The 23,054-nt window shown below is 69.9% G+C and carries 27 protein-coding genes; 8 read left to right on the top strand and 19 right to left on the bottom strand.

Features of this window, described 5'->3' with window-relative positions; translation table 11 throughout:
* The first annotated feature begins 44 nt into the window (after nucleotides 1–44).
* Nucleotides 45–1,259, top strand: a complete 1,215-nt coding sequence (locus KYX17_RS12065) for an MFS transporter (RefSeq protein ID WP_243227213.1) — start codon at nucleotides 45–47, stop codon at nucleotides 1,257–1,259.
* On the opposite strand, the gene dapF is transcribed toward KYX17_RS12065, so the two are convergent.
* The 15 genes from dapF to KYX17_RS11990 form a co-directional block, all read right to left on the bottom strand.
* Nucleotides 1,256–2,113, bottom strand: a complete 858-nt coding sequence (gene dapF, locus KYX17_RS12060; RefSeq protein ID WP_243227212.1) for a diaminopimelate epimerase — start codon at nucleotides 2,111–2,113, stop codon at nucleotides 1,256–1,258. The two genes, KYX17_RS12065 and dapF, sit on opposite strands and share 4 nt — an antisense overlap.
* A gap of 9 nt (nucleotides 2,114–2,122) precedes the next feature.
* Complete coding sequence (locus KYX17_RS12055; RefSeq protein WP_243227211.1) at nucleotides 2,123–2,569, bottom strand: GNAT family acetyltransferase; 447 nt, start codon at nucleotides 2,567–2,569, stop codon at nucleotides 2,123–2,125.
* Nucleotides 2,566–3,477 (bottom strand): tRNA (adenosine(37)-N6)-dimethylallyltransferase MiaA, encoded by a 912-nt coding sequence (gene miaA / locus KYX17_RS12050; RefSeq protein ID WP_243227210.1) that lies wholly within the window; start codon nucleotides 3,475–3,477, stop codon nucleotides 2,566–2,568. Before miaA ends, KYX17_RS12055 begins: the two co-directional genes overlap by 4 nt.
* Nucleotides 3,477–5,021, bottom strand: coding sequence for a tRNA (N6-isopentenyl adenosine(37)-C2)-methylthiotransferase MiaB (gene miaB, locus KYX17_RS12045; protein ID WP_243227209.1), 1,545 nt, complete (start codon nucleotides 5,019–5,021; stop codon nucleotides 3,477–3,479). Before miaB ends, miaA begins: the two co-directional genes overlap by 1 nt.
* Nucleotides 5,022–5,081: 60 nt before the next feature.
* A complete protein-coding gene (locus KYX17_RS12040; protein ID WP_243227208.1) occupies nucleotides 5,082–5,786 on the bottom strand; it encodes a regulatory protein RecX in 705 nt (234 codons plus the stop codon).
* On the bottom strand, nucleotides 5,783–6,829 hold the full coding sequence (recA, locus tag KYX17_RS12035) for a recombinase RecA (RefSeq protein ID WP_243227207.1): 1,047 nt from the start codon (nucleotides 6,827–6,829) through the stop codon (nucleotides 5,783–5,785). Before recA ends, KYX17_RS12040 begins: the two co-directional genes overlap by 4 nt.
* Nucleotides 6,830–7,055: 226 nt before the next feature.
* On the bottom strand, nucleotides 7,056–7,277 hold the full coding sequence (locus tag KYX17_RS12030; protein ID WP_243227206.1) for a DUF3046 domain-containing protein: 222 nt from the start codon (nucleotides 7,275–7,277) through the stop codon (nucleotides 7,056–7,058).
* Nucleotides 7,278–7,586 (bottom strand): helix-turn-helix domain-containing protein, encoded by a 309-nt coding sequence (locus KYX17_RS12025; RefSeq protein ID WP_137416575.1) that lies wholly within the window; start codon nucleotides 7,584–7,586, stop codon nucleotides 7,278–7,280.
* A 140-nt stretch (nucleotides 7,587–7,726) separates the two neighbouring features.
* Nucleotides 7,727–8,251: a CinA family protein gene (locus KYX17_RS12020; RefSeq protein ID WP_243227205.1), complete on the bottom strand. Its 525-nt coding sequence runs from the start codon at nucleotides 8,249–8,251 to the stop codon at nucleotides 7,727–7,729.
* 7 nt (nucleotides 8,252–8,258) lie between these two features.
* Nucleotides 8,259–8,843, bottom strand: coding sequence for a CDP-diacylglycerol--glycerol-3-phosphate 3-phosphatidyltransferase (gene pgsA, locus KYX17_RS12015; RefSeq protein ID WP_243227204.1), 585 nt, complete (start codon nucleotides 8,841–8,843; stop codon nucleotides 8,259–8,261).
* A 27-nt stretch (nucleotides 8,844–8,870) separates the two neighbouring features.
* Nucleotides 8,871–11,564, bottom strand: coding sequence for a DNA translocase FtsK (locus KYX17_RS12010; protein WP_243227203.1), 2,694 nt, complete (start codon nucleotides 11,562–11,564; stop codon nucleotides 8,871–8,873).
* Nucleotides 11,565–11,620: 56 nt separating this feature from the next.
* The gene (locus KYX17_RS12005; RefSeq protein WP_243227202.1) at nucleotides 11,621–12,115 is read right to left on the bottom strand and encodes a GNAT family N-acetyltransferase; all 495 of its coding nucleotides are present in this window, start codon (nucleotides 12,113–12,115) and stop codon (nucleotides 11,621–11,623) included.
* A 24-nt stretch (nucleotides 12,116–12,139) separates the two neighbouring features.
* Nucleotides 12,140–13,816 (bottom strand): ribonuclease J, encoded by a 1,677-nt coding sequence (locus tag KYX17_RS12000; RefSeq protein WP_243227201.1) that lies wholly within the window; start codon nucleotides 13,814–13,816, stop codon nucleotides 12,140–12,142.
* A 96-nt stretch (nucleotides 13,817–13,912) separates the two neighbouring features.
* Nucleotides 13,913–14,890, bottom strand: a complete 978-nt coding sequence (gene dapA / locus KYX17_RS11995) for a 4-hydroxy-tetrahydrodipicolinate synthase (protein WP_243227200.1) — start codon at nucleotides 14,888–14,890, stop codon at nucleotides 13,913–13,915.
* 168 nt (nucleotides 14,891–15,058) lie between these two features.
* Nucleotides 15,059–15,895, bottom strand: coding sequence for a type IV toxin-antitoxin system AbiEi family antitoxin domain-containing protein (locus KYX17_RS11990; RefSeq protein WP_243227199.1), 837 nt, complete (start codon nucleotides 15,893–15,895; stop codon nucleotides 15,059–15,061).
* Between the two features lie 267 nt (nucleotides 15,896–16,162).
* On the opposite strand from KYX17_RS11990, the gene KYX17_RS11985 reads away from it, so the two are divergent.
* A complete protein-coding gene (locus tag KYX17_RS11985; protein ID WP_243227198.1) occupies nucleotides 16,163–16,702 on the top strand; it encodes an NUDIX hydrolase in 540 nt (179 codons plus the stop codon).
* Nucleotide 16,703: 1 nt separating this feature from the next.
* Here KYX17_RS11985 and KYX17_RS11980 read toward each other — a convergent pair whose 3' ends face one another.
* Nucleotides 16,704–17,468, bottom strand: a complete 765-nt coding sequence (locus KYX17_RS11980; protein ID WP_243227197.1) for an SDR family oxidoreductase — start codon at nucleotides 17,466–17,468, stop codon at nucleotides 16,704–16,706.
* A 36-nt stretch (nucleotides 17,469–17,504) separates the two neighbouring features.
* On the opposite strand from KYX17_RS11980, the gene KYX17_RS11975 reads away from it, so the two are divergent.
* Complete coding sequence (locus KYX17_RS11975; protein WP_243227196.1) at nucleotides 17,505–18,026, top strand: DUF6578 domain-containing protein; 522 nt, start codon at nucleotides 17,505–17,507, stop codon at nucleotides 18,024–18,026.
* Here the strand turns inward: KYX17_RS11975 and thyX are convergent, their stop codons facing one another.
* Complete coding sequence (gene thyX, locus KYX17_RS11970; RefSeq protein ID WP_243227195.1) at nucleotides 18,027–18,767, bottom strand: FAD-dependent thymidylate synthase; 741 nt, start codon at nucleotides 18,765–18,767, stop codon at nucleotides 18,027–18,029.
* Nucleotides 18,768–18,860: 93 nt separating this feature from the next.
* Here thyX and KYX17_RS11965 point away from each other — a divergent pair, with 93 nt between their 5' ends.
* From KYX17_RS11965 to KYX17_RS11950, 4 genes are all read left to right on the top strand, one after another.
* A complete protein-coding gene (locus KYX17_RS11965; RefSeq protein WP_243227194.1) occupies nucleotides 18,861–19,298 on the top strand; it encodes a thioredoxin family protein in 438 nt (145 codons plus the stop codon).
* Nucleotides 19,291–19,860 (top strand): DUF4395 domain-containing protein, encoded by a 570-nt coding sequence (locus KYX17_RS11960; protein WP_243227193.1) that lies wholly within the window; start codon nucleotides 19,291–19,293, stop codon nucleotides 19,858–19,860. Before KYX17_RS11965 ends, KYX17_RS11960 begins: the two co-directional genes overlap by 8 nt.
* Before the next feature lie 91 nt (nucleotides 19,861–19,951).
* The gene (locus KYX17_RS11955; RefSeq protein WP_243227192.1) at nucleotides 19,952–20,377 is read left to right on the top strand and encodes an OsmC family peroxiredoxin; all 426 of its coding nucleotides are present in this window, start codon (nucleotides 19,952–19,954) and stop codon (nucleotides 20,375–20,377) included.
* Nucleotides 20,370–21,275 (top strand): TIGR01777 family oxidoreductase, encoded by a 906-nt coding sequence (locus KYX17_RS11950; protein ID WP_243227191.1) that lies wholly within the window; start codon nucleotides 20,370–20,372, stop codon nucleotides 21,273–21,275. The genes KYX17_RS11955 and KYX17_RS11950 overlap by 8 nt, the downstream gene beginning before the upstream one ends.
* A 3-nt stretch (nucleotides 21,276–21,278) precedes the next feature.
* On the opposite strand, the gene KYX17_RS11945 is transcribed toward KYX17_RS11950, so the two are convergent.
* Together KYX17_RS11945 and dapB are read right to left on the bottom strand one after the other, a co-directional pair.
* The gene (locus tag KYX17_RS11945) at nucleotides 21,279–21,725 is read right to left on the bottom strand and encodes a hypothetical protein (protein ID WP_243227190.1); all 447 of its coding nucleotides are present in this window, start codon (nucleotides 21,723–21,725) and stop codon (nucleotides 21,279–21,281) included.
* Nucleotides 21,722–22,534 carry a 4-hydroxy-tetrahydrodipicolinate reductase gene (gene dapB, locus KYX17_RS11940; RefSeq protein WP_243227189.1) on the bottom strand — a complete coding sequence of 271 codons (813 nt, stop codon included), beginning with the start codon at nucleotides 22,532–22,534 and terminating at the stop codon, nucleotides 21,722–21,724. The genes KYX17_RS11945 and dapB overlap by 4 nt, the downstream gene beginning before the upstream one ends.
* Nucleotides 22,535–22,571: 37 nt before the next feature.
* Here dapB and KYX17_RS11935 point away from each other — a divergent pair, with 37 nt between their 5' ends.
* The gene (locus KYX17_RS11935; RefSeq protein ID WP_243227188.1) at nucleotides 22,572–23,042 is read left to right on the top strand and encodes a GNAT family N-acetyltransferase; all 471 of its coding nucleotides are present in this window, start codon (nucleotides 22,572–22,574) and stop codon (nucleotides 23,040–23,042) included.
* Nucleotides 23,043–23,054 lie beyond the last annotated feature (12 nt).

Here is a 23,054-nt window from a genome sequence, read left to right as displayed (position 1 = left end):
GAGGGCGCAGTTCGGGCGGGGGATGCGCCGATCGGAGTTTCCGCATGCCCTCCCCCACTTCCGTCGGCATCCGCTCGTACCGTGCCCTGCCGCGCATCGCCGGCTGGGACTACCTGGTGGCCACGAGCCTCGGGCGTCTTCCCCTGTCGATGGTCCCGCTCGCCGTCCTGACGCTCGTGACCTCCGCCACAGGCTCGATCGCCGTCGGCGGCTTCGCAGCGGCCGCCGCCGCGATCGGCGAGGCCGTCGGCGCTCCCGCCTCCGGCGCGATCGCGGACCGCATCGGGCAGCGGCCCGTTCTGCTCGCCGGTGTGGTCGTGCACGTCGCGCTGCTCCTTCTCCTGACCTGGGGCGCCGGGCACGTGCCCGACGGCGGGGCGGTCGCTCTCGCCGCCGGAATCGGGCTGAGCCTGCCGCAGGTCGGCGCGTTCTCCCGCACCCGGTGGCTCTCCCTCGCACCGGACGATCTGCCGACCGCCTTCGCCTTCGAGGGCGTCATCGACGAGATCTCCTACATCTTCGGGCCCGCCATCGTGGGGCTGACCGCCGCCTTCGTGTCGCCGCAGGCGGCCACCCTGCTCGCGGGCGCGCTCGTGGTCGCTTTCGCGACGCAGTTCGCCGTGCACCGCACGCACCGAAGCGTCCCGCGCAGAAGGCAGGCGCCGCCGCGGACCACCGCCCCCGCGGGACGCCGGACGCTGCTGGTCACCGCGCTGGTCGGAATGCTGGCGATGGGCATGTTCTTCGGCGCGAGCCAGACCGGCCTCACCGCCTTCGCGGAGCGCATCGGCATCCCGGATGCGGGGGCACTGCTCTACGCGGTCATGGCGGTCGGCTCGGCCATCACCACCCTGTCGATGGTGCTCGTCCCCGAGCGCGTCGGCACCTGGACCCGCTGGAGCGTGGCCGCCTGCGGGATGGCCGTGGGCGCGTTGCTCATGCTTGTGGCCGACGACGTCGTGTGGATCGTCGGTGCCGGACTCATCGCAGGCGCCTTCCAAGGGCCGCTGCTGCTGACGATCTTCCGGGTCGTGGGCGACGCCGCGGACGAGGGGCGGGCCGGCATCCTGCTGACGCTCACGACGAGCGGCATCGTCCTCGGCATCGCGGCGGGATCCGCGCTTTCCGGGTTGCTCGCGCAGAACCTGGGTGCCGCCGCGGGCTTCGCGCCCGTGCTCACCGCCACGCTCGTGCTGCTCGTGATGGGCGTGGTGGGCGCCGCGACTGCCACGGGTCGAGCGCGCACCGCATCCCGCTAGGCCAGCGTGACCTCGCCGTGGAAGATCAGTGAGGCCGGCCCCGACAGCAGCACGTGCCCGTCGTGCATGCGCACGCCCAGCGTCCCGCCGGGCACGTCCACGACCCACGCCTCGGGCGCCGCGGGCCCTGCCCAGTGGCGCACCGCGAGAGCTGCGGCGGCGACGCCGGTCCCGCAACTGAGCGTCTCTCCGACGCCCCGCTCGAAGACCCGCATCCGGATCCCGCCCACGCCGCCCACGACGAGCGGATCGCTGGGAACGACGAACTCGATGTTCGCACCGGCGGGCGGCAGCGGATCGAGCAGGGGCTGGACGGTCAGATCGAGCGCTTCCAGCTCGGCCTCGGACGACAGCGCCACGACGACATGGGGATTGCCGACGTCCACCGGCTGACCCGGACGCGCGACATCCAGACCGCGGGCACGCACGAGCACGTCGTTCTCGTCGACGACCCACTCTCCCAGATCCACCTCGAAGCCGCGTTCGCTGCGCGTGAGCGTCTTGACCCCGGCGCGCGTGCCGATGCGCAGCGGCACGTCGAGAGACGCGAGGCCCTGGTCCTCGAGGAAACGCGCGAACACACGCGTGCCGTTGCCGCACATCTCGGCCTTCGACCCGTCGGCGTTGCGGTAGTCCATGAACCACTCGGCGCCGGCTGCAGCAGCGTCCGCCCCCTCGGCGATCCGAGCCGACCGCACGACACGAAGGAGCCCGTCCGCGCCGATACCGAATCGGCGATCGCAGAGCACCGCGATCTGGTCGTCGCTGAGATCGAGCTCTCCGTCGGGATCGGAGAGGATCACGAAGTCGTTCCCGGTTCCGTGGCCCTTGGTGAACGGGAGCGTGCGCGACATTCCGCCAGTCTACGGGCGGGGCGGGTGCGGTTCGTCGGCGATGAGGCGCTTCCCGGTCGCCCAGGTGTCGAACTCCTCGTATCCCAGGGCCTCGTAGAACCCGCGCGCACGGGAGTTCTCCGGCCGCACCATGAGCTGGATCTTCGGGCACCCCATCGCCGAGAGACGCTCCTCGGCCTCGCGCACGAGCCGACGACCGACTCCGCTGCCGCGGTGGGCGGGATCGACCGCGAGGTAGTACAGCCAGCCGCGGTGGCCGTCGTAGCCGGCCATGACCGAGCCGCAGACGCGTTCCTCGCTCGTCGCGACGAGGAACAGCTCCGGTTGCACGGCGAGCTTGCGCTCGATGTCGCGGTACGGATCATTCCATGGCCGGGTCAGCCCCGCCTCGTGCCACAGCGCGACGACCGGCTCAGTGTCGGCGACAGCGAAGGGCCGGATGCCGAGCGTGGTCACCCCTCGACGATATCCGCCGCCGCCGTGCCCGCGGTGACCCGACGGGCCGCCGTGTAACGGCGGAACCAGGAGACCTGGCGACGGGCGTACCGGCGGGTGAGCGCCTGCGTCTGCGCGATCGCCTCGTCGCGACTCAGCAGGCCGTCGAGCTCACCGATGGCCTGTGCGTATCCGATGGCCCGGCGCGCCGTGACGCCCGCGTCGAGCCCCCGTTCGCGCAGGCTGACGACCTCGCCGAGCAGGCCGTCGCGCCACATCCGCTCGACGCGCGCGTCCAGACGCGGTACGAGGACATCGCGCTCTTCATGCGCGACCAACAGCTGCGTCCGCGGGTGCCAGAGACGCGGATCTTCGGGCAGCGCGGCGCCGTGCGTCGTGGCGCCCTGCGCCAGGATCTCGAGCGCCCGTACGATCCGTCGACCGTTGTGCGGATCGACGCGTTCCGCGGTGACCGGGTCCATGCCGCGGAGGCGCTCGTACAGCACGCCGGGACCGACCTCGTCCAACTCCGCTTCCAGCGCCGCCCGCAGCGCTTGGTCGCGCGGAGGAAAGCGGAAGTCGTACGCGACCGCCGAGACGTACAGCCCGGAGCCTCCGACGAGGATCGCGTCAGCCCCGCGGGCGTTGATCGCCTCGATCACCTGCCGGGCGCGCGACTGATAGTCCGCCACAGCGGCTTCCTCGGTCACCTCGAGCACGTCGAAGAGGTGGTGCGGGATGCCGCGCCGCTCGGCGACGGGCAGCTTCGCCGTTCCGATGTCCATGCCGCGATACAGCTGCATGGCGTCCGCGTTGACGATCTCGGCCGCCCGGCCCCTGCCGCGGAGTTCCTCGGCCAGCGCGAGCGAGATCCCGGTCTTCCCCGTGCCGGTGGCCCCGGCCACGATCCACAACCGGGGCGCGGGCATCACTGGTCCCGACGAAGCGAGGGAAGACCCAGCGAGACCGCCTTCGGGCCGGAGCCTGCGGGGGCGGGCACACCGCAGGAATCGGCCTCGGCCCGATCCCACGCGTCGCCCGAACGCGTGCGCCGGATCGCGAGGGGGGCACCGTCCGGCGCATCGGCCAGGAGGTGGAAGGGCGCCGCGTGCGTCACCACGACCGAGACGACATCACCGGGACGTGGCGCCGGCGAGCCTTCGGGGACCTCGAAATGCACGAGCCGGTTGTCTTCGGCACGCCCGGTGAGCCGGCGCGTGGCCGCATCCTTCTTGCCCTCGCCGGCGGAGACGAGCACCTCGAGCCGGCGACCGACCTGCTTCTGGTTCTCCTCGAGGCTGATGCGCTCCTGGAGCGCGACGAGGCGCTCGTAGCGCTCCTGCACGATCTCCTTGGGCACCTGCTCCTCCATCGTCGCCGCGGGGGTGCCCTCGCGGATCGAGTACTGGAAGGTGAAGGCGCTCGCGAACCGCGCTTGTTCGACGACCCGCAGCGTCTCCTGGAAGTCCTCTTCGGTCTCGCCCGGGAAGCCGACGATGATGTCGGTGGAGATGGCGGCGTGCGGGATGCGCGCGCGCACCCGGTCGAGGATGCCGAGGAAGCGCTCCGAACGGTACGAACGGCGCATCGCCTTGAGGATGCGGTCGCTGCCGGACTGCAGCGGCATGTGCAGCTGCGGCATCACGGCGGGCGTCTCGGCCATCGCATCGATGACGTCGTCGGTGAAGGCGGCGGGATGAGGGCTCGTGAACCGGATCCGCTCGAGACCCTCGATCTCGCCGGCGGCGCGCAGGAGCTTGCCGAACGCCTGACGATCACCGAACTCCACCCCGTAGGAGTTCACGTTCTGGCCGAGCAGCGTGACCTCGATCGCGCCGTCCTCGACGAGCAGCCGGATCTCGCTGAGGATGTCGCCGGGGCGACGATCCTTCTCCTTGCCGCGCAGGCTCGGAACGATGCAGAACGTGCAGGTGTTGTTGCAGCCCACCGAGATCGAGACCCACCCGCTGTACACGCTGTCGCGCTTGGTCGGCAGCGTCGACGGGAAGACATCGAGGGACTCGAGGATCTCGAGCTCGGCCTCTTCGTTGTGTCGCGCGCGCTCGAGGAGCTTCGGCAGCGAGCCCATGTTGTGCGTGCCGAAGACGACATCGACCCACGGCGCCTTCTCCACGACCGTCTGCTTGTCCATCTGCGCCAGGCAACCGCCCACGGCGATCTGCATGCCGGCATGGGCGTTCTTGCGAGACTTCAGATGCCCGAGCGTGCCGTAGAGCTTTCCGGCCGCGTTGTCGCGCACGGCGCACGTGTTGATCACGACCACGTCGGCTTCGGCACCGGGCTCGACGGGGACGTACCCCGCCGACTCCAGCGACCCCGAGAGGCGCTCGGAGTCGTGCACGTTCATCTGGCAGCCGAAGGTGCGCACCTCATAGGTCCGCGCGCGGCCGTCTGCGTCGTGCGCGGCGGGCGAGGCGGCGATGAGGGTCGGAGCGCTCGAGGGGATCGTCATGATGGGAGCCATTCTACGTTCGCGCGATCGACCGGCACCGCAGCCGCGAGCGGCCTCCGCTCAGTCGAAGCGGGGACCGCGGACGGCAGGACGCCGGGCCTCCGCGAGAGCCTGTCGGGCCGCGGTCATCGCGACCGACGACGGATAGCCGCGGCGAGCGAGCTGACCGACGAGCCGACGCAGCGCGGCGTCGTCGTCGCGACCGCCGATCGACATCGCCTTGCGACGCGCGAACTCGAGGGCGCGCTCGGCGTCGTCATCGCCGAGCGCGTCCAGCGCGGCATCGGCCACATCGCGCGGCACGCCACGGCGGGCCATCGCCTGCGCGATCGCCACACGCCCCTCCCCCTTGCGGGACACGCCGACGTGCACCAGCTGTTCCGCCAACGCGGCATCGTCGAGGTACGACAGGCGGAGGAAGTCCGCCACGATCTCCTCGACGGCGTCGCGCGACAGGTCGCGCTGAGTCAGGAAGGTGCGGGCTTCACGTTCGGAGAGCGAGCGCGACCTGAGCTTGCGCAGCAGCGCGTCGGATGCCGCCTGCACCACCACCGCTTCATCCGCCTCGGAATCGACGTCGACCTCGTGCGCCGCACCGAGCATCTCGGCGTCCGGTGCGTCGTCGGGTGCGGGAGCGAAGAACGGGCGACGCACCCGCGGCACCGACTCCTCGCGAGAGCTCGCGGACGCGGCTGAGCGCTCCCCGAAGAGCGGGATCACCGGGGCGAGGCCGTCCGCCTCGCCCCGGTCCTCCTCGTGGATCATGCCGGACGTCGCTGAGCCAGCTCGTCTTCCACCGGCACCTCGACGACGGGGCCGATGCCGAGCTTCGTCTTGATCTTCTGCTCGATCTCCGCGGCGACATCGGCGTTGTTGCGCAGGAAGTTGCGGGCGTTCTCCTTGCCCTGCCCCAGCTGCTCGCCGTCGTAGGTGAACCAGGAGCCCGACTTCTTGACGATGCCCTGATCGACACCGAAGTCGATGAGGCTTCCCTCGCGGGAGATGCCGGTGCCGAAGAGGATGTCGAACTCTGCCTGCTTGAAGGGCGGCGCCATCTTGTTCTTGACGACCTTGACGCGCGTGCGGTTACCGACCGCCTCCGTGCCGTCCTTCAGCGTCTCGATGCGACGGATGTCGAGGCGGACCGACGCGTAGAACTTGAGCGCCTTTCCGCCCGCGGTCGTCTCCGGCGAACCGAAGAAGACACCGATCTTCTCGCGGAGCTGGTTGATGAAGATGGCGGTGGTCTTCGTCTGGTTCAGACCACCCGTCAGCTTGCGCAGCGCCTGCGACATGAGGCGCGCCTGGAGGCCGACATGGCTGTCACCCATCTCACCCTCGATCTCCGCCTTGGGCACGAGGGCCGCGACCGAGTCGATGACGACGAGGTCGATGGCACCGGAGCGCACCAGCATGTCGGCGATCTCGAGAGCCTGCTCTCCTGTGTCGGGCTGCGAGACCAGGAGCTGGTCGATGTCGACACCGAGCTTCTTGGCGTAGTCGGGGTCGAGTGCGTGCTCGGCGTCGATGAAGGCGGCGATTCCGCCCGCACGCTGCGCGTTGGCGATCGCATGCAGGGTCAGCGTGGTCTTACCGGAGGATTCCGGACCGTAGATCTCGATGATGCGTCCGCGCGGAAGACCACCGACGCCGAGGGCGACATCCAGCGCGATGGAACCGGTCGGGATGATTTCGACCGGGGCGCGGTCTTCGCTGCCCAGTCGCATGACCGAGCCCTTTCCGAACTGCCGGTCGATCAGGGCGAGTGCCGATTCGAGGGCTTTCTCGCGGTCTGCGGGTGAGGGCATGAGGGTTCCTTCTGCTCGATGTCGGTCGCCTGTAGGCTGCCGCTCCTCCCGGCACAGGGTCCGGCTTCGGCGGCAAGGCGTACGTGTCGTTGCGACATCTCCCACGGTAGGCAGGGCCTCCGACATCGCGTCGGAATGCTCCGCATCCGTGGACAGACATCCCTCGGACGCCGTCTGTGCAGAACACTACGCGTGTATCGAACGGATCTTCGACGACACGCCGACGTCATCGACGCGGTTCGAGCCGCCCGACTCCGTATCGCCGCGTCGGCGGAACATCCATCTCTGCGCACAGCGCGAGCCAGACGTCTCGCGTCGGCTCCCCCGCGGCCAATGCCTGAGCTGCCGTGCGGTCGCCGGCCCCGGCGAGCACCAGATCATCGACCAGATACGCGCCGCGCGAGCCGAACTCGTCTCGGACGGCGCGATCGAACTCGCTGCGGCGCATTCAGCGCAGCGAGAGTTCGGGAGAGGCCATCGCGACCAGCTCGTCCGGCACGACGTCCGGGAAGGAGTTGATGCCCTCCAGAACGGACAGCCGATCGGAGACCTCGCGCATGATCGTGGAGATGGGAACATCCAGTGCCTCGGCGACCGCGCCGAGGATCTCACTCGAGGCTTCCTTCTGTCCGCGCTCGACCTCGCTCAGATACCCGAGGGCCACACTCGCGCGGCTCGCGACCTGACGAAGGGTACGACCCTTCTGCTGACGGAGTTCACGAAGGACTTCGCCGATCTCATGACGTACCAGGATCATTTCGAGCCCTCCTTTTACCGAATCCGTCCTGCACCGGGTGCATAACGCTACAACAGTGCGTGCGGCCAATCTAATCCCGCGCCGCTGGGTGACGGATGAGAATCGCACAACGTAACCCAGTGGTAACCCGATCTGTTCCCTCAGAGAGCCTCGAGCACCATCCGGAGGGCACGACGGGCGGTGCGCTGGCGGATCTGTTCCCGGTCACCGTCGAGCTGCAGCAGTTCCACGCGGGTGCCCAGCGGGGTGGAGACGGCGACGAACACGGTTCCGACCGGCTGCCCGTCCGACGAGGTGGGTCCCGCGATCCCCGTGGTCGCGACACCGACATCCGCCGCGGCCCCGCCGACCGCGACCGCCTCGCGCACCCCTTCCGCCATCTGGCGTGCGACCTTGGCCTGTACCGGACCGCCCAACTCGAGCACGAGCGCGTCGACGCCGAGCAGGCTCTGCTTGAGTTCGGTGGCGTACGCAACGATCCCGCCGCGCACGACCTTCGATGCACCGGCGACCGCGACCAGCTGACTGCACACCTCGCCGCCGGTCAGTGACTCGGCGATGCCGATCGTCCAGCCCAGTTCGCCCAGACGCTGCACGATGTGCTCGGCGTCCGTGCGTCGCCCGCCGACGATCGAGGTCTGCTCGTCGAGCGCGCTGTCATCCATGAATCGCTCATCCGACATGGGCGCCTCCCGAACGGCGCGCGCGGCGCCCTCTCACCTCGCTGACCACGTAGTCGATTCCGCTCGCGATCGTGAGGATGACGGCGATCCACATGGTGATGGTGTTCACCACGTGGATCCACTCCCCCACGAGGGGCGCAAGCGGAGCGAGCGCCAGCGAGAGCGCCACGGCCTGAGCCACCGTCTTGAGCTTTCCCATCCAGGCCGCGGCGAGCACGTGGTCGCTCACGACCGCGAAGCGGTACACGGTGATGCCGACCTCGCGCACCAGCACCACGATGGTGACCCACCAGGGCAGCTCACCGAGAATCGACAGGCCCACGAAGGCGCACCCTGTGAGCGCCTTGTCCGCGATCGGATCCAGGAGCTTGCCGAGGTCGGTAACGATCTCGTAGCGCCGGGCCAGGTAGCCGTCGATGCCGTCCGTGGCGATCGCGACGATGAACAGCACAGTCGCCGCCCACCGCATCCCACCGCCCTCGCCGGCATCGGCCAGCAGGAGCCAGAGGAAGACCGGCGCGCACAGGATGCGCACGATCGTGATCGCGTTGGGAAGCTGTCGGGGAACCGCCACGATGCGAGCCTAGCGAGCCGGGAACGTTCAGTCGCGCCCGGTGAGGCTCCAGGCGTCCTCGGAGCCCTCGTCGCCGTCGACCACCTCGAGGCCGTCGAACTGTGCGTCCACGGCATCCGGTCCATACCGATCGTCGGCGGCCCCGCCTGCGGGCGGGTCCTCGCCGCGCAGGCGCGCGAGCACCCCGGGCAGCTGCTCGGGCGTCACCAGCACGTCTCGCGCCTTGGAACCCTCGGACGGACCCACGATCTCGCGCGACTCCATGAGATCCATGAGGCGTCCCGCCTTGGCGAAACCGACGCGCAGCTTGCGCTGCAGCATCGAGGTCGATCCGAACTGCGTCCCGACGACGAGCTCCGCCGCCGCGAGCAGCAGTTCGAGATCGTCGCCGATGTCGGCGTCGATCTCCTTCTTCTCGGTGACCGCCGCCACATCCGCCCGGTACTCGGGGCGGGCCTGGCCGGTGACGTGCTGCACGACCTTCTCGATCTCGGGCTCGCTGACCCAGGCGCCCTGCACGCGGATGGCCTTGGACGCGCCCATGGGAAGGAAGAGACCGTCTCCCTGACCGATGAGCCGGTCTGCGCCGGGCTGGTCGAGGATGACCCGGGAGTCGGTGACGCTGGTGACGGCGAAGGCGAGGCGCGAGGGCACGTTGGCCTTGATGAGGCCCGTGACGACATCGACGCTCGGACGCTGGGTCGCCAGCACCAGGTGGATGCCGCTCGCACGCGCCAGCTGCGTGATGCGCACGATGGAGTCCTCGACATCGCGCGGGGCGACCATCATGAGGTCGGCGAGCTCGTCGACGACGACGAGGAGGTACGGATAGGGCTTCAGCACGCGCTCGCTGCCGGGGGGCAACTGGATCTGCCCGGCGACGACCGCCTTGTTGAAGTCGTCGATGTGGCGGAACCCGAACGACGCAAGGTCGTCGTAGCGCATGTCCATTTCCTTCACGACCCACTGCAGCGCCTCTGCCGCCTTCTTGGGGTTCGTGATGATCGGCGTGATGAGGTGCGGGACTCCGGCGTAGGAGGTGAGCTCCACGCGTTTGGGGTCGATGAGCACCATCCGCACCTCGGACGGCTTCGAGCGCATGAGCAGGCTCGTGATCATCGAGTTGACGAAGCTCGACTTTCCGGAGCCGGTCGAGCCGGCCACCAGGAGGTGGGGCATCTTCGCGAGGTTGGCGACGACGAAGCCGCCGCCCACGTCCTTGCCCACACCGATCGTCATCGGATGCGTGGACTGCAGTGCGTTCTGTGAGCGCAGCACGTCGCCCAGCGTCACGATCTCGCGGTCGGTGTTGGGGATCTCGACGCCGATGGCGCTCTTGCCGGGGATCGGCGCGAGGATGCGCACCTCGTTGGAGGCGACGGCGTACGCGATGTTGTTGGTCAGCGCCGTGATGCGCTCGACCTTCACTCCCGGGCCGACCTCGACCTCGTACTGCGTGACGGTCGGCCCGCGGGAGAAGCCGGTGACCTTCGCGTCGACCTTGAACTGCTCGAACACGCCCATGATGGCGCGCACGACCGCGTCGTTTGCCTCCGAGCGTGTCTTGGGCGCAGACCCCGCCGCGAGGGCAGCGACCGACGGCAGAGAGTAGGAGGCCGCGGGAGGGACGCGGTCGCCGCTGCCGCCGAAGCCCTCGATGCCGTCGAGGGTGGGCTGCGGACCGGAATCCCCGTCGTCCTGGAGACCCGCAGCGGCGCGACTGTCCGCGACCGCTCGTTCCGCCGCGGCGATCACCGAAGGATCGATGACCTCGGTCAGGGCGTCCGGCGCGCCAGGCAGAGGCGGCGCGGGGCGCGCGGGCTCGAGTGCGTTGTCGAACCCGCCCGGCGGGGGCGTGTCGGTGAACAGCAGCTCGGTGAGATCCTGCGAGCCGGCGTCGTCGTCAGGGTCCTGCTCGCGTCCGGTCTTGTTGCGACGCCACCAGGGCATGGCCTCCGTCGCGTCGTCGTCGCCGGAGCTCGCCGCATCCTTCGCCCGATCGGGCTTCTCCACCGGCTCGTGCCGCTCGGCGCCGAACATCCAGGCATAGAGATCGCCGAGGCGGCGACCGATGCGGTTCGGGGGCGTGCGGGTGAGGATGAGCACGCTGAGCACGGCCAGGAGCGTCAGGACGATACCCGCTCCGACAGGCGTCAGCAGGAGCGCGAGGGGCTCCCCCGCCATCCAGCCGAAGAGCCCCCCCGCGGTGCTGAGCGCTGGCAGACCGGACGACGGCTGCGGGCGAGCACCCAGGACGTGACAGAACCCCGCGACCGTCAGGATGAACAGCGCGAACCCGATGCCGATGCGGCCGTTGTCGTGCACGGATGCGGGATGGCGGAACAGCCAGCCGGCGAGCAGAACCAGGAAGACCGGAAGGATGAAAGAGACCCGCCCGACGAGCCCGCCGATGGAGTACGCGCTGATGGCCGCCGACACCTCGGTGCCGATGAAGAACCACTCGATCACGGCGCCGGCGACGGCGAGCAGAACGAGCAGGAACGGGAACCCGTCACGACGCTGATCCTTTTCGAGCGTCTCGGGTCCGAACGTGCGGAACAGCCCACCCGTGAGGTGCGCGAGCCCCATCCAGGCGCGGACGGCGACCGAGGGCCGCTCATCCTCGCCCACATAACGCTTGGGAGCGGGTTCGGGTTTGCGCGCGCGCGACGAACCGCCCTTCGCGGGGGCGCGACGCGTCGAGGCGGTACTGCGGGCCATGGTCCCACGGTAGATCCGACCCGCGACAGCGGCCGGTAGCCACGCGGCGAAGCCCCTCAGCGCAGGCGACGCACCATGGTGTCGCGTCCCTGGGCGGGCGAGGTGACGGCGAACCCCTCGGAGCGGTAGAGGGTCGCGGCGAAATTGTCGCGCTCGACGCTGAGACTCAGGCGCGCGTAGCCCTCGGCGCGCGCCGCCGCCACCAACTGCTGCAACAGGGCACGTCCGACGCCGTGGGCGCGCCAGAGAGGGCGTACGCCGATCACGAGCTCGGGCACGCCGGTGCCGACGTACCCGAACCCCGGCTCGGTGCGCGGCAGCATCCGGTACCACGCGGCACCGATCGCCTCGTTCTCCGGGCTCACGGCGACCAAGCCCGTGTCGCCCGGACGCTTCCACCCCGAGATGTACCGGGCATGCTCGGGTGCCGCGAGGATCTCGTGCCGCGGGCGTGCGACGCCGGGCCGCCAGTTCGCGGCCTCGACCACCATGTCCGCGAGGAAGACACCGTCCGCCTGTTCGGCGGCACGGATCCGGAAGCGTGCGGGCATGCCCGGATCATAGCGACGAAGCGCTCAGGCCTCGATCACCAGCGGCACAATCATGGGGCGTCGGCGCAGACGCTGGTTGACCCAGCGGCCGATCGTGCGACGGACGACCTGCGACAGCGCGTGCGTGTCCCGCACGCCGGACCCCGCCGCCTCCGCGAGCGCCGCGGCGATCTTCGGCTTGACGTCCTCGAACACCGAGTCGTCCTCGGCGAAGCCGCGCGCGTGGATCTCCGGCCCGGTGATGATGCGGCCCGTCGAGGCGTCGACCACGACGATGACGGAGATGAAGCCCTCTTCGCCGAGGATGCGGCGATCCTTGAGGTCCGCATCCGTGATCTCGCCCACGGTCGAGCCGTCGACGTAGACGAAACCGATGTCGCGCTGCCCGACGACGCGGGCCTCGCCGTCCTTGAGGTCGATGACGGTGCCGTTCTCGGCCAGGATCGTGCGTTCGGCGGGGATGCCGGTGTCCTGTGCGAGCTTCGCGTTGGCCATCAGGTGCCGGTACTCGCCGTGCACCGGCAGCACGTTGCGCGGCTGCAGGATGTTGTAGCAGTACAGCAGCTCGCCCGCGGCGGCGTGACCGGAGACGTGCACCTTCGCGTTGCCCTTGTGCACGACGTTAGCGCCGAGCTTGGTCAACCCGTCGATCACGCGGTAGATCGCATTCTCGTTGCCGGGGATCTGGCTGGAGGCGAGGATCACGGTGTCGCCGGGGCCGGGCTCGATCTCGTGATCGAGGTTGGCCATCCGCGAGAGCACGGCCATGGGCTCGCCCTGCGAACCGGTCGACATGTAGACGATCCGGTCGTCGGGCAGATCCCGTGCCTTCTTGTAGTCGATCAGGACACCGTCGGGCACCTTGAGATAGCCGAGGTCCTGGGCGATCGTCATGTTTCGCACCATGCTGCGACCGAGGAAGGCGACCCGACGCCCGTGGGCGGCCGCGGCATCGATGACCTGCTGCACGCGGTGCACGTGACTCGAGAAGCTCGCCACGATCACGCGGCGGGGGGCGCGGCCGATGACCTGGTCGAGCACGGGCCCGATGGAGCGCTCCAGCGGGGTGAACCCGGGAACGTCGGCGTTGGTGGAGTCGACGAGGAAGAGGTCGATCCCCTCCTCGCCCAGGCGAGCGAAGGCGCGGAGGTCGGTGAGGCGGCCGTCGAGCGGCAGCTGGTCCATCTTGAAGTCACCCGTGGCCAGCGCCATTCCGGCGGGCGTGCGGATGGCGACGGCCAGGGCGTCGGGTATCGAGTGGTTCACCGCGACGAACTCGAGGTCGAACGGCCCCACCTGTTCGCGCTGACCCTCCGCGACCGTCAGCGTGTACGACTTGACCCGGTGTTCCTTGAGCTTCGCCTCTACGAGGGCGAGGGTCAGCCCCGATCCGATGAGGGGGATGTCGTTCTTGAGCTTCAGCAGGTACGGCACGGCGCCGATGTGGTCCTCGTGGCCGTGCGTGAGCACGATGCCGACGATGTCGTCGAGCCGGTCGCGCAGCGGCGCGAAGTCGGGGAGGATCAGGTCCACTCCCGGCTGGTGCTCCTCGGGGAAGAGCACGCCGCAGTCGACGACGAGGATCTTCCCGTCGTACTCGAAGATCGTCATGTTGCGACCGACCTCGCCGAGCCCGCCCAGGGGCGTGACGCGCAGCGTCCCCTGATCGAGTGCGGGCGGATCGTAGACAGTGTTGGCCATACGTACCTCTCCGGATGCGGCCTGCGCCGCATCCGTGTTTCCTGCCCGCTGATGTGAGGGAGCGGGCGATGGGGCTCGCCTCGTGGCGAGCAGTTGTCAGCGTGTGGTTCCGTGCACCTTGGGCAGGGCGCCGCCGGCGGCGGCGTTGCGGTCGGGACGGAAGTTGGAGAAATCGGCACCGGGGACGTCACGCACCAGGGCGAGCTCGTCCTCGATGATGGCGGCCTCCCACTCCTCCGGCCCGACGAGGGGCAGGCGGACGCGGGGGCTGGAGATGCGGCCGAGGCCGTGGAGGATGTACTTCGCGCTCACGGTGCCCGGCACGTGCGTCATGACGGCCCGAACGAGCGGCTCGAGACGCTTGTGCTCGGCGGTGGCCGTCGCGAGGTCGCCGCGGTTCACGGCGTCCACGATCGCGCGATACGGCGCGGCGGCGATGTTCGCCGTGACGCCGATGAGCCCCGACGCTCCGATCGCGAGGTGCGGCAGCACGTTCGCGTCGTCGCCCGAGAAGTACATCAGGTCGGTCTGGTTGAGCACCCGGCTCACCTCGCTGAAGTCGCCCTTCGCATCCTTGATCGCCAGGATGTTGGGGTGCTTGGCGAGACGCAGGATCGTCTCGTACTTGATCGGCACCCCGGTGCGGCCCGGGATGTCGTAGAGGATGACGGGCAGATCCGTCGCGTCTGCGACGAGGCGGAAGTGCGTGAGGATGCCAGCCTGGGTGGGCTTGTTGTAGTACGGCGTGACGATCATGATGCCGTCCGCGCCGGCTTTCTCGCTCGCCCGGTACAGCTCGATCGCATGCGCGGTCTCGTTGGAACCGCCGCCCGTGATGATCTTCGCCCGGCCGGACGCGACGCTCTTGCCCACCTCGACGAGACGGAGTTTCTCGGGGTCGGTGAGCGTCGAGGTCTCCCCCGTCGTACCGGTGACCACGATGCCGTCGGCACCGGCGGTGATGACGTCGTCGATGTGCTTCTCGACGGCGGGCCAGTCAACCTCGCCGTCGGCGGTCATGGGAGTGACCAGCGCGACGAGCACCTGTCCGAAGGGGTTGCCCGTGTGCGTCATGTTCCCAGGCTATCGGTTTCCGCCGCCGCGCCCCCACCGCGTTCGTCGCCGCCCCGCCTTCCGCGTACGGCGCGCGGATGCGGCGACATCTGCACGATCCGTGGGGCTGGAGTCACGTGGCGGGGCGTGTGGGGCCCCGGAAGATTCACCCGTCGTGCAGATGTCACCTCACTGAGGGGACGCGATCCGCATCCTGGACAACGTCGCCCTGATCGCGCGCTGCACACGCGGCCAGTCGTGCACGACGAGTGCATAGTCGAAGCGCAGGGTCTCGTACCCCTGCGCCGCGGCCTCCGCATCCCGCACCAGATCCTTGTGACGCAGGCTGACGCCATCGTGATTGAGGCGGCCGTCGACTTCGATGATGAGTCGCCCGTCGACCAGGAAGTCGACGACGCCGACACCGCGGATGAGGACCTGGCAGTCCAAGGCGATGCCGAGCAGCCGCAGACGCAACCTGAGCAGGGACTCGAGGCCACTGTCGGCGTCGGGACGCGCCAGATCGACGAGCCAGCGGAACCTTGCGGGAAGGCTCCTTCGCACCTGTGCCCGATCAGCCCGGTCGATCAGGCCCAGGCGCCAGGCCGATTCGAACGCCGCGAAGAAGCTCTCTGCGCCGAGACAGGCGGCCGACTGGACGAGCGCCTGCACAATCGACACGACGCCGAACGCGGAAGCACCCGCATCCCGATGCACGATGCACGCGCACGACGGATGCGGATGCGATCGGCCGTCGGGTCCGAGCCAGACGTGCAGGGTCGGGATCTCCTCCAGCACCCAGACGCCGTGCACGCGAAGCGCCGCAGCGCAGGCGAGCTCGCCGCCGTGCGCAGCGGCATCCCGGACATCGGGATGGGCGCCGAGCGCGTACACGCCCTTGCGCACGCGTTCGATGGCTCCGCGATCGGCGGCTCGAGCGAGGGCACTGCGAGGTGCGCCGAGCTGTGCGGCCCGGGCGATTCCCCCGAGAGTGCGCAGTCTGTCGGCGATCTTCGCGGCATCCATCCGCCCACCCTCACCCCGGTGCGCGGCGCGGGGCTGCTCACTTCCGCCGAGCCGGGATGACGCGCGGGCCGCACCTGCGTGGGGAGGCCCGGTCGCTCCCCCGCCACACTCCCCGACACTGCGACATCTGCACGATCCGTGGTGCTGGCGTCTACCCCTGGGACCTCTGGGGCGGCCGCCCGCCGATCCGCCGTACGGACGTCGCGTCAACGATGTCCTACCCCCGCGGCGACGGGTGCAGGGCGGATGCGGCCGTAAGGTGGCGGCATGGTCTGGCACACGTCCGCGAGCCGCGTCGTCTACGAGAACCGCTGGATCCGGGTGAGAGAGGACGATGTCACCGGCCCGGACGGCGAAGGGATCTACGGCGTCGTTGAGATGCAGCATCCGGCGGTGTTCATCGTGGCGCTGGACGACGACGACAACGTCTGCCTCGTGTCTGTGGAGCGCTATACGACCGGACCGTCGTGGGAGGTGCCGGCGGGCGGCAGCGACGGCGAGGATCTGCTGCGGGCCGCCCAGCGCGAGTTCGCCGAGGAGACGGGCCTGGTCGCGGCGGAGTGGGAGCACCTCGGGACCATGAACGCGCTCAACGGGATCGCCGTGGCGCCCGAGCATGTGTTCCTCGCCCGCGGCCTCTCCCCGGCCCCCGACGATGCCCTCGCGCAGGCGGAGGAGGGCATCGACGATGTCGTGCGCGTTCCGTTCGCCGAGACCCTCGCGATGGTGTTGGACGGCCGCATCAGCGATGGCGAGACCATCGCTGCACTCGCGTACGCCGGTATCCGCCTCGGCCGCTTCGCCTGACTCAGCGGCCGCGACGACCGAGCTTCGATGCGAGCCGGTCGGGGGCGATGCTCGCCAGTGCGGCGAGCGCCCGGTAGCGCAGAGTCGGCACCGACACGGCCTTGCCTCGTGCCGCATCGCGCAGCGACGGCGTGACCACGTCCGCGGGGTTCAGCCACATCCAGCCGGCGATTCCCTCCTCACCGCGGGCGAGACCGAGCCGCTCGTGGAAGTTCGTGTGCGTGTATCCCGGGCACACCGCCGTCACCGTCACACCGCGCGGCGCGTAGGTCGCGTCGGCCCAGCGACTGAACGACACGAGCCACAGCTTCGAGGCGCCGTACGTGGAGCGCGGGATGAACGCGGCGATCGAGGCGACGTTCAGGATGCGGCCGCTGCCGCGCGCGAGCATCGGACCGAGAGCGGCGTGCATGAGCCGCATCGGCACCTCCACATGCACGGCGAGATGACGCACCTCGTCCTCGATGTCGTTGCGATCGAAGTCGAGCGGGAGGCCGAACCCCGCGTTGTTGACGAGGATCTCGATCGGCCGCCCGGCATCCGTCAGCCGATCGATGACCGACTGGCGCGCCCTCGCATCCAGCAGGTCCGCGACGAGGACCTCGGCCCCGACACCGGATGCGGCACGCACCTCGCGGGCGACCGACTCCAGCGCCCGGGCGTCGCGCCCCACCAGCACGAGGTCGGCGCCGCGCGCGGCGAGCTGACGCGCGTACTCGGCGCCGAGTCCGGAGCTGGCACCGGTGATGAGAGCCGTCTTCGCCATGCGCCGAGCCTACGCGTCGGTGTCTATCGTGAAGCCATGGTGGACGTGCTGCTCTGGGAGTGGGAATGGGAGTGCTGCGGCGAGCCGTTCGCGGTGGGCGACCGCGTCGAGTTCGGTGTGGTCGTGGCGGACGACGCCGTGCGCGAGCTGTGCGCGCCCGCGGCGGAGCCCGAGTTCGTCGAGACCCACCACGAGCGGGAGCCCGAGCTCGGCATCTTGGGCGTCGTGCGCTCCGTGTCGGCACTCACCGTCGCTCATCGGATGCTGCGCGTTCCGCGGCAGCCACCGGCGCCGGAGATCACGCGCTTCTCGTCGCCGGACGCGGAATGGGCGATCGAGGTGCGACCGGCCCCATACGTGCTGACCTCGCAGCAGCTCACCGGCACCGCAAGCTCGGAGCCGCTCGGCGGTGTCAGCCGCGCTGTCGAGGACGACGCGGTCGAGGATGACGCCGTCGGGGACGACGACGCCGAGCCGGCGGCTCGCGAGCCGGATCCGGCCGACGGCGAGATCCGCCGCCATCGGATCGGCTACCTCGTCAGGATCGACGAGGAGTGATCAGGGCGCGACGCGCCCGTTCGCGTTGAAGGCGGCGTGCGTGAGCGGCATGAGCTCGGTCCAGAACGCCTCCATCTTCTCCGCGCACATCTCGATCTCGCGTTGCGGGAACGACGGGAAGTGGGTGCCTTCCACTTTCGTGCGCAGCGACAGGAAGTTCATGAGCGCGCGGGCGTTCATGGTGACGTACATCGACGAGTAGATGTTCAGCGGCAGTACGATGCGCGCCACCTCGCGGGCGACACCCGCTTCCAGCATCCGCTGGTACGCCTCGAACGCCTGGATGCTGGCGGCGCGGGTGGCCTCGTCGACCAGCTCGAACTGCTCCTCGGTGCCGGCGAGGAACTCGTACGCCCCGGGCTTGCCCACCTGGATGAGGTTGCGCTCGCGCGCGGGCACGTAGAACACGGGACGCAGCTCGCGGTATCGGCCCGACTCCTCGTTGTAGGAGGCCATCCGGTGACGCATGAACTCGCGGAAGACGAAGATGGGCGCCTGCACGTAGAACGTCATGGAGTTGTGCTCGAACGGCGAGCCGTGGCGGTCGCGCATGAGGTAGTTGATGAGTCCGCGATCGCGCGCGGTCGCCTGGTCACCGGATGCGGCGGATTCGAGCGTCTGCTCCCCCTGCGTCGACACGCGCGCGGCGAAGAGCACGTCGGAGTCGGAGGCACTGGAACGGACGAGCTCGACCGTCACGTCGCTGCGGAACTGGATCTCGGCACGGGACGCGTCACTCACCCCCTCAGCGTATCCCGGCGCTGTGTTACGTACGTGCGTCATCTTCGATGGATTCGATGCCCTCGCATGCACGCAGGTCTAGCCTGGGATGTCGTGGACCCCCTCATCGCCGTCGCCGTGCTGGCCGCGCTCCTCGCAGCGACTGTCGGCCTCGGTCTCGCCCTGCGCTGGCGTCAGAACCGGCCGCGACGGGTGGATCCCGACGAGGTCGTGGATCCGGCACGTCTTGGCGCCCCCGCCCTCGGCGAGGTGGCGACCCTGCTGCAGTTCAGCACCGAGTTCTGCGCGCGCTGCCCCGGCGTGCACCGCACGCTCTCCGACATCGCCGCCGATCGCGAGGGCGTCGTGCACCTCGACGTCGATCTGACCAACCGCACCGACATCGCCCAGCACTTCCGCGTCCTGCAGACGCCCACGACGCTGATCCTCGACCACCGGGGCACCGTGCGCACCCGGTTCGGCGGAACACCCCGCCGGGACGTGGTGGAGCTGGAACTGGCCCGCGTGACCGAGGAGTCGACCCGTGTCTGATCGCTCACCCGCCCGCATCGATGTGCGCGGGCCCCGCTTCGCCGCCTCCGTCACCGCCGTGCTCCTTCTGATCGCGGTGCTCCTCGGCCTCACCGGGCGTGGAGTCGATCCGTCCGCTCAGGCGATCGGATGGTTCGCCTACCAGCCGCTGGCCGAAGGAGCATTCACCTCTGCGCCCCTAGGAGCGGTGCTGGCTTACCGTGTCACCGACCCGGGCTTCATCCTGCTGGCCGTGATCGCGGCGCTCTTCCTGTGGGGCGTGGTGTCGCCGCGTACCGCACCGTGGGGCGTGCTGTACCGCAGACTCGTGCAGCCGCGACTTCAGCCGGCGACCGAGTTCGAGGATCCGCGGCCGCCGCGCTTCGCTCAGGGCGTGGGCCTGTTCGTCACTGTCGTCGGTCTGGTACTGTACCTCGCCGGCGTACCGTGGGCGCTGCCGATCGCTGCGGCGGCCGCGTTCGTCGCCGCCTTCCTGAACGCCGTGTTCGGCCTGTGCCTCGGATGCCAGCTGTACCTGCTCCTCGCCCGCGCGGGCATCATCCGCACCGCTCGTCCGGCCTGAGCCCGCACGACTGTCAAGGCCAAAGCCCACATAAAGATCCGGTCGATACGCTGAGGCCCAAGGGCCGAGACGCGGCCGGAGGGAGACGACGATGAGTGTCACCAGCGAAGCCAGCACCAGCTGGAAGGGAAGCCTCGCAGAGGGGTCGGGCGAGGTCGCCCTCGAGTCCTCCAACCAGGGCCCTCTGGCCGTCAACTGGAAGGCGCGCAGCGAGGGCTCGACCTCGGTCACGACGCCGGAGGAACTGCTGGCCGCGGCGCACTCGTCGTGCTTCAGCATGGCGCTCTCCCACGCGCTGACCGAGAACGGCACACCTCCCGAGAGCATCGAGACGACCGCATCCGTCACGTTCGTCCCGGGCACCGGGATCAGCGGCAGCCACCTCAACGTCAACGCGACCGTACCGGGCCTGTCGGCCGAGGATTTCGCACGTATCGCCGGCGAGGCGAAGACCGGCTGCCCGGTCTCGCAGGCCCTCTCGGGCATCGAGATCACGCTCGAGGCAACGCTTGCCTGATCCGCGCCACGTCGTCATCGGGGGCGCATCCGGGCTCATCGGCAGGGCTCTGGTGGCGTCGCTGCGCGCCGACGGCGTGCGGGTGACGACACTCGTACGCCGCCCGGCGCAAAGCCCGGACGAGGTTTCCTGGCTGCAGGATTCCGAGCCCCTGGACCCGGGCGCACTCGAGGGCGCGGATGCGGTGGTGTCGCTCAGCGGCGCGAGCGTGGGCCGGTTCCCGTGGACGCGTTCCTACAAGAGCACGTTGCTGTGGTCGCGCCTCACGCCGACACGCACGCTCACCCGAGCGCTGCGCGCGCTCGGAGCGGATGCTCCCGCGTTCGTCTCCGCCTCCGCCGTGGGCTATTACGGATCGGCTCCGGGCGTGCGCCAGGACGAGAGCTCCGGTCCGGGTGGCGGCTTCCTGTCGCGGCTCACCGTCGATTGGGAGCAGGCCGCGCGCGAAGCCGGCGACCAGACCCGCGTGACGCTGCTGCGCACGGCCCCTGTGGTGCACGAGCAGGGCGTGCTCAAGCCTCTCCTGCTGCTCACCAAGCTCGGACTGTCCGGTCCGATCGGTCGCGGCACCCAAGCGTGGCCGTGGATCTCGCTGGACGACGAGGTGGGGGCGATCCGCCACATCCTCGCCGAGGAGATCACGGGACCGGTCAACCTGACGGGACCGACTCGCGCGACCGCCAACGATCTCGGCTTCGCGCTCGCGCGACGCATGAACCGGCCCTACGTTCTCCGCGCCCCGGAGTGGGCGGTGCGCGCGGCGCTCGGTGCGGACGCCACCGAGGCGCTGCTCACAAACGACGTCGACCTCGTTCCGGGGGTTCTGACCTCCACTGGCTACCGCTTCACGCATCCCACGGTGGAGGATGCGGTCGCCGCGGCGGTTCCCGCCGCCTGACGCTCAGCCGCGGTCGCGCCGCTCCAACCGGATGGCGGTGCGCACCGCGGCGCGAGCGCGCCGTCTGTCGCCCGACCCGTCGTAGGCGAGTCCGAGTCGGTACCAGGCGCGCCAGTCGTCCGGGGCCTCCTCGACGTCGTGGCGGTATGCGGGGAACACCGCATCCGCCTCATCGCGCAGCACGCGCCCGCTGGGCCGGGTCTCCAGCGCCTCGGTGGGCAGCGCGCCTTCGGCTTCCAGCCGGCGCCCGAGCGCCTGCGCCCGCACGCCGAACCACAGCTCCCGCCCGACAGCCCACACGGCGATGACCGGCAGCACGAGCAGGGCGACACCCGCCGCGACGCCCAGTGGCATGCCGCTGATCAGGAGCAGCCAGGCGCGCTGGCCCACGAACACGGCGTAGAGCGCGAAGGCCGCCACCATGACGGCGACGCCGATGCGTGCGCTCATGGAGTCGTCGCAGCGATCTGACCGGAGGCGGCGCCGTCGGTCACCCCGGCGCCCGTGGTGCGCGTTCCAGGCAAGCGGATGCCGATGTCGAGGAAGCTGTCGAGTCCCACGTGCACGCCGCGGGCGTCGCGGGCGGCGGCGAGCGCGATGCGGATGCCGGGGGCGTAGGCCAAGGCCGGCTCGATCGTGTCGTGCACGATCGAGAGTGACTCACCCGGTCCCGACAGCACCACCTCCTGGCGCGCGACGACGCCGGGGCGACGGAGCGAGTGGATCGGGACGCTGGCCACCTGCTGTCCGCGTGCCCGCTGGTCGACGTGCGGTGCCTCGACCGGGCCGGTGCCCTGGCGGGCGGCGGCGATCATCTCGGCCGTGCGCACCGCAGTGCCGCTGGGCGAGTCGATCTTCGTCTCGCGATGGGCTTCGACGATCTCGATCGAATCGAAGAAGGGCGCCGCGGCGGCGGAGAGGGCCGAGCCCATGACGGAGCCGAGCGAGAAGTTGGGGATGAACACGACGCCGACGTCCGCCGCATCCGCGAGAGGCCGCACGAGGGCGATGCGCTCGGCCGACCAGCCGCTCGTGCCCACCAGCACGTTCTTGCCGCGTTCGACGGCCGCGCGCACGACGTCGATGGAGATGGCGGGCACCGACGCGTCGATCACGAGGTCCGCATCGTCGATGGCCTGGATGTCATCGCGCGACGAGAGAGCGGCGACGAGCTCGAAGCCCTCCTCACCCTCGACCACGCCGCGGATGATGCTTCCCAGCTTGCCGGTTGCTCCCACGATGGCCACACGCGTCGTCATGTCTCCACCCTAGGCGTACCCCGGCTACGCTCGCGGTATGCCCACCCTGCGTGCCCTTCCCGCAGACGACCCCGTCAGTCACGAGCTGCTCACCCTGTACTTCGCCCGCCGTGCGGAGGGATTCCCCGGCGGCGGATACCGCACGGTCTTCCCGAACCCCGCGGTCTTCGAGGAGCCGAACGGCGTGTTCCTGGTTCTCTTCGACGACGCCGGCGACGCGGTCGGATGCGGCGGCATCCGTCGCATCGCGGACGGGCCCGCGGGCGTGCGCTACGAGCTCAAGCATCTCTTCGTCCGCCCCGAGGCGCGCGGCAGCGGCGGCGGCCGGCTGCTCGTGACCGAGCTCGAGGAGCGGGCGCGGGCATTCGGAGCCGTGGAGCTCGTGCTGGACACGCACCACTCCCTGGAGGCTGCGGGCTCGCTCTACGCCCGCAGCGGCTTCACCGCTATCGAGCCGTACAACGACAACCAGAACGCCACGCGCTGGTACGGCAAGGCGCTGACCTGACCCCGTCGAGCG

It is taken from the genome of Microbacterium sp. CIAB417 (genome assembly GCF_022788845.1).
This window is presented reverse-complemented; position numbering and strand designations above follow the sequence as displayed.

What these genes read in the sequence shown, in the direction of transcription:
- KYX17_RS12040 (WP_243227208.1), bottom strand. Translation starts at nt 5,786, where the DNA reads ATGATCCACGAGGAGGACCGGGGCGAGGCGGACGGCCTCGCCCCGGTG.
- KYX17_RS11975 (WP_243227196.1), top strand. Translation starts at nt 17,505, where the DNA reads ATGGTGGACGTGCTGCTCTGGGAGTGGGAATGGGAGTGCTGCGGCGAG.
- KYX17_RS12000 (WP_243227201.1), bottom strand. Translation starts at nt 13,816, where the DNA reads ATGGCCAACACTGTCTACGATCCGCCCGCACTCGATCAGGGGACGCTG.
- dapF (WP_243227212.1), bottom strand. Translation starts at nt 2,113, where the DNA reads ATGTCGCGCACGCTCCCGTTCACCAAGGGCCACGGAACCGGGAACGAC.
- KYX17_RS12020 (WP_243227205.1), bottom strand. Translation starts at nt 8,251, where the DNA reads ATGGATGACAGCGCGCTCGACGAGCAGACCTCGATCGTCGGCGGGCGA.
- miaA (WP_243227210.1), bottom strand. Translation starts at nt 3,477, where the DNA reads ATGCCCGCGCCCCGGTTGTGGATCGTGGCCGGGGCCACCGGCACGGGG.
- dapB (WP_243227189.1), bottom strand. Translation starts at nt 22,534, where the DNA reads ATGACGACGCGTGTGGCCATCGTGGGAGCAACCGGCAAGCTGGGAAGC.
- KYX17_RS12065 (WP_243227213.1), top strand. Translation starts at nt 45, where the DNA reads ATGCCCTCCCCCACTTCCGTCGGCATCCGCTCGTACCGTGCCCTGCCG.
- KYX17_RS12030 (WP_243227206.1), bottom strand. Translation starts at nt 7,277, where the DNA reads ATGCGCCGCAGCGAGTTCGATCGCGCCGTCCGAGACGAGTTCGGCTCG.
- KYX17_RS11985 (WP_243227198.1), top strand. Translation starts at nt 16,163, where the DNA reads ATGGTCTGGCACACGTCCGCGAGCCGCGTCGTCTACGAGAACCGCTGG.
- KYX17_RS12010 (WP_243227203.1), bottom strand. Translation starts at nt 11,564, where the DNA reads ATGGCCCGCAGTACCGCCTCGACGCGTCGCGCCCCCGCGAAGGGCGGT.
- miaB (WP_243227209.1), bottom strand. Translation starts at nt 5,021, where the DNA reads ATGACGATCCCCTCGAGCGCTCCGACCCTCATCGCCGCCTCGCCCGCC.
- KYX17_RS11945 (WP_243227190.1), bottom strand. Translation starts at nt 21,725, where the DNA reads ATGAGCGCACGCATCGGCGTCGCCGTCATGGTGGCGGCCTTCGCGCTC.
- KYX17_RS11935 (WP_243227188.1), top strand. Translation starts at nt 22,572, where the DNA reads ATGCCCACCCTGCGTGCCCTTCCCGCAGACGACCCCGTCAGTCACGAG.
- KYX17_RS11990 (WP_243227199.1), bottom strand. Translation starts at nt 15,895, where the DNA reads ATGGATGCCGCGAAGATCGCCGACAGACTGCGCACTCTCGGGGGAATC.
- KYX17_RS12025 (WP_137416575.1), bottom strand. Translation starts at nt 7,586, where the DNA reads ATGATCCTGGTACGTCATGAGATCGGCGAAGTCCTTCGTGAACTCCGT.
- dapA (WP_243227200.1), bottom strand. Translation starts at nt 14,890, where the DNA reads ATGACGCACACGGGCAACCCCTTCGGACAGGTGCTCGTCGCGCTGGTC.
- recA (WP_243227207.1), bottom strand. Translation starts at nt 6,829, where the DNA reads ATGCCCTCACCCGCAGACCGCGAGAAAGCCCTCGAATCGGCACTCGCC.
- KYX17_RS11955 (WP_243227192.1), top strand. Translation starts at nt 19,952, where the DNA reads ATGAGTGTCACCAGCGAAGCCAGCACCAGCTGGAAGGGAAGCCTCGCA.
- KYX17_RS12005 (WP_243227202.1), bottom strand. Translation starts at nt 12,115, where the DNA reads ATGCCCGCACGCTTCCGGATCCGTGCCGCCGAACAGGCGGACGGTGTC.
- KYX17_RS11980 (WP_243227197.1), bottom strand. Translation starts at nt 17,468, where the DNA reads ATGGCGAAGACGGCTCTCATCACCGGTGCCAGCTCCGGACTCGGCGCC.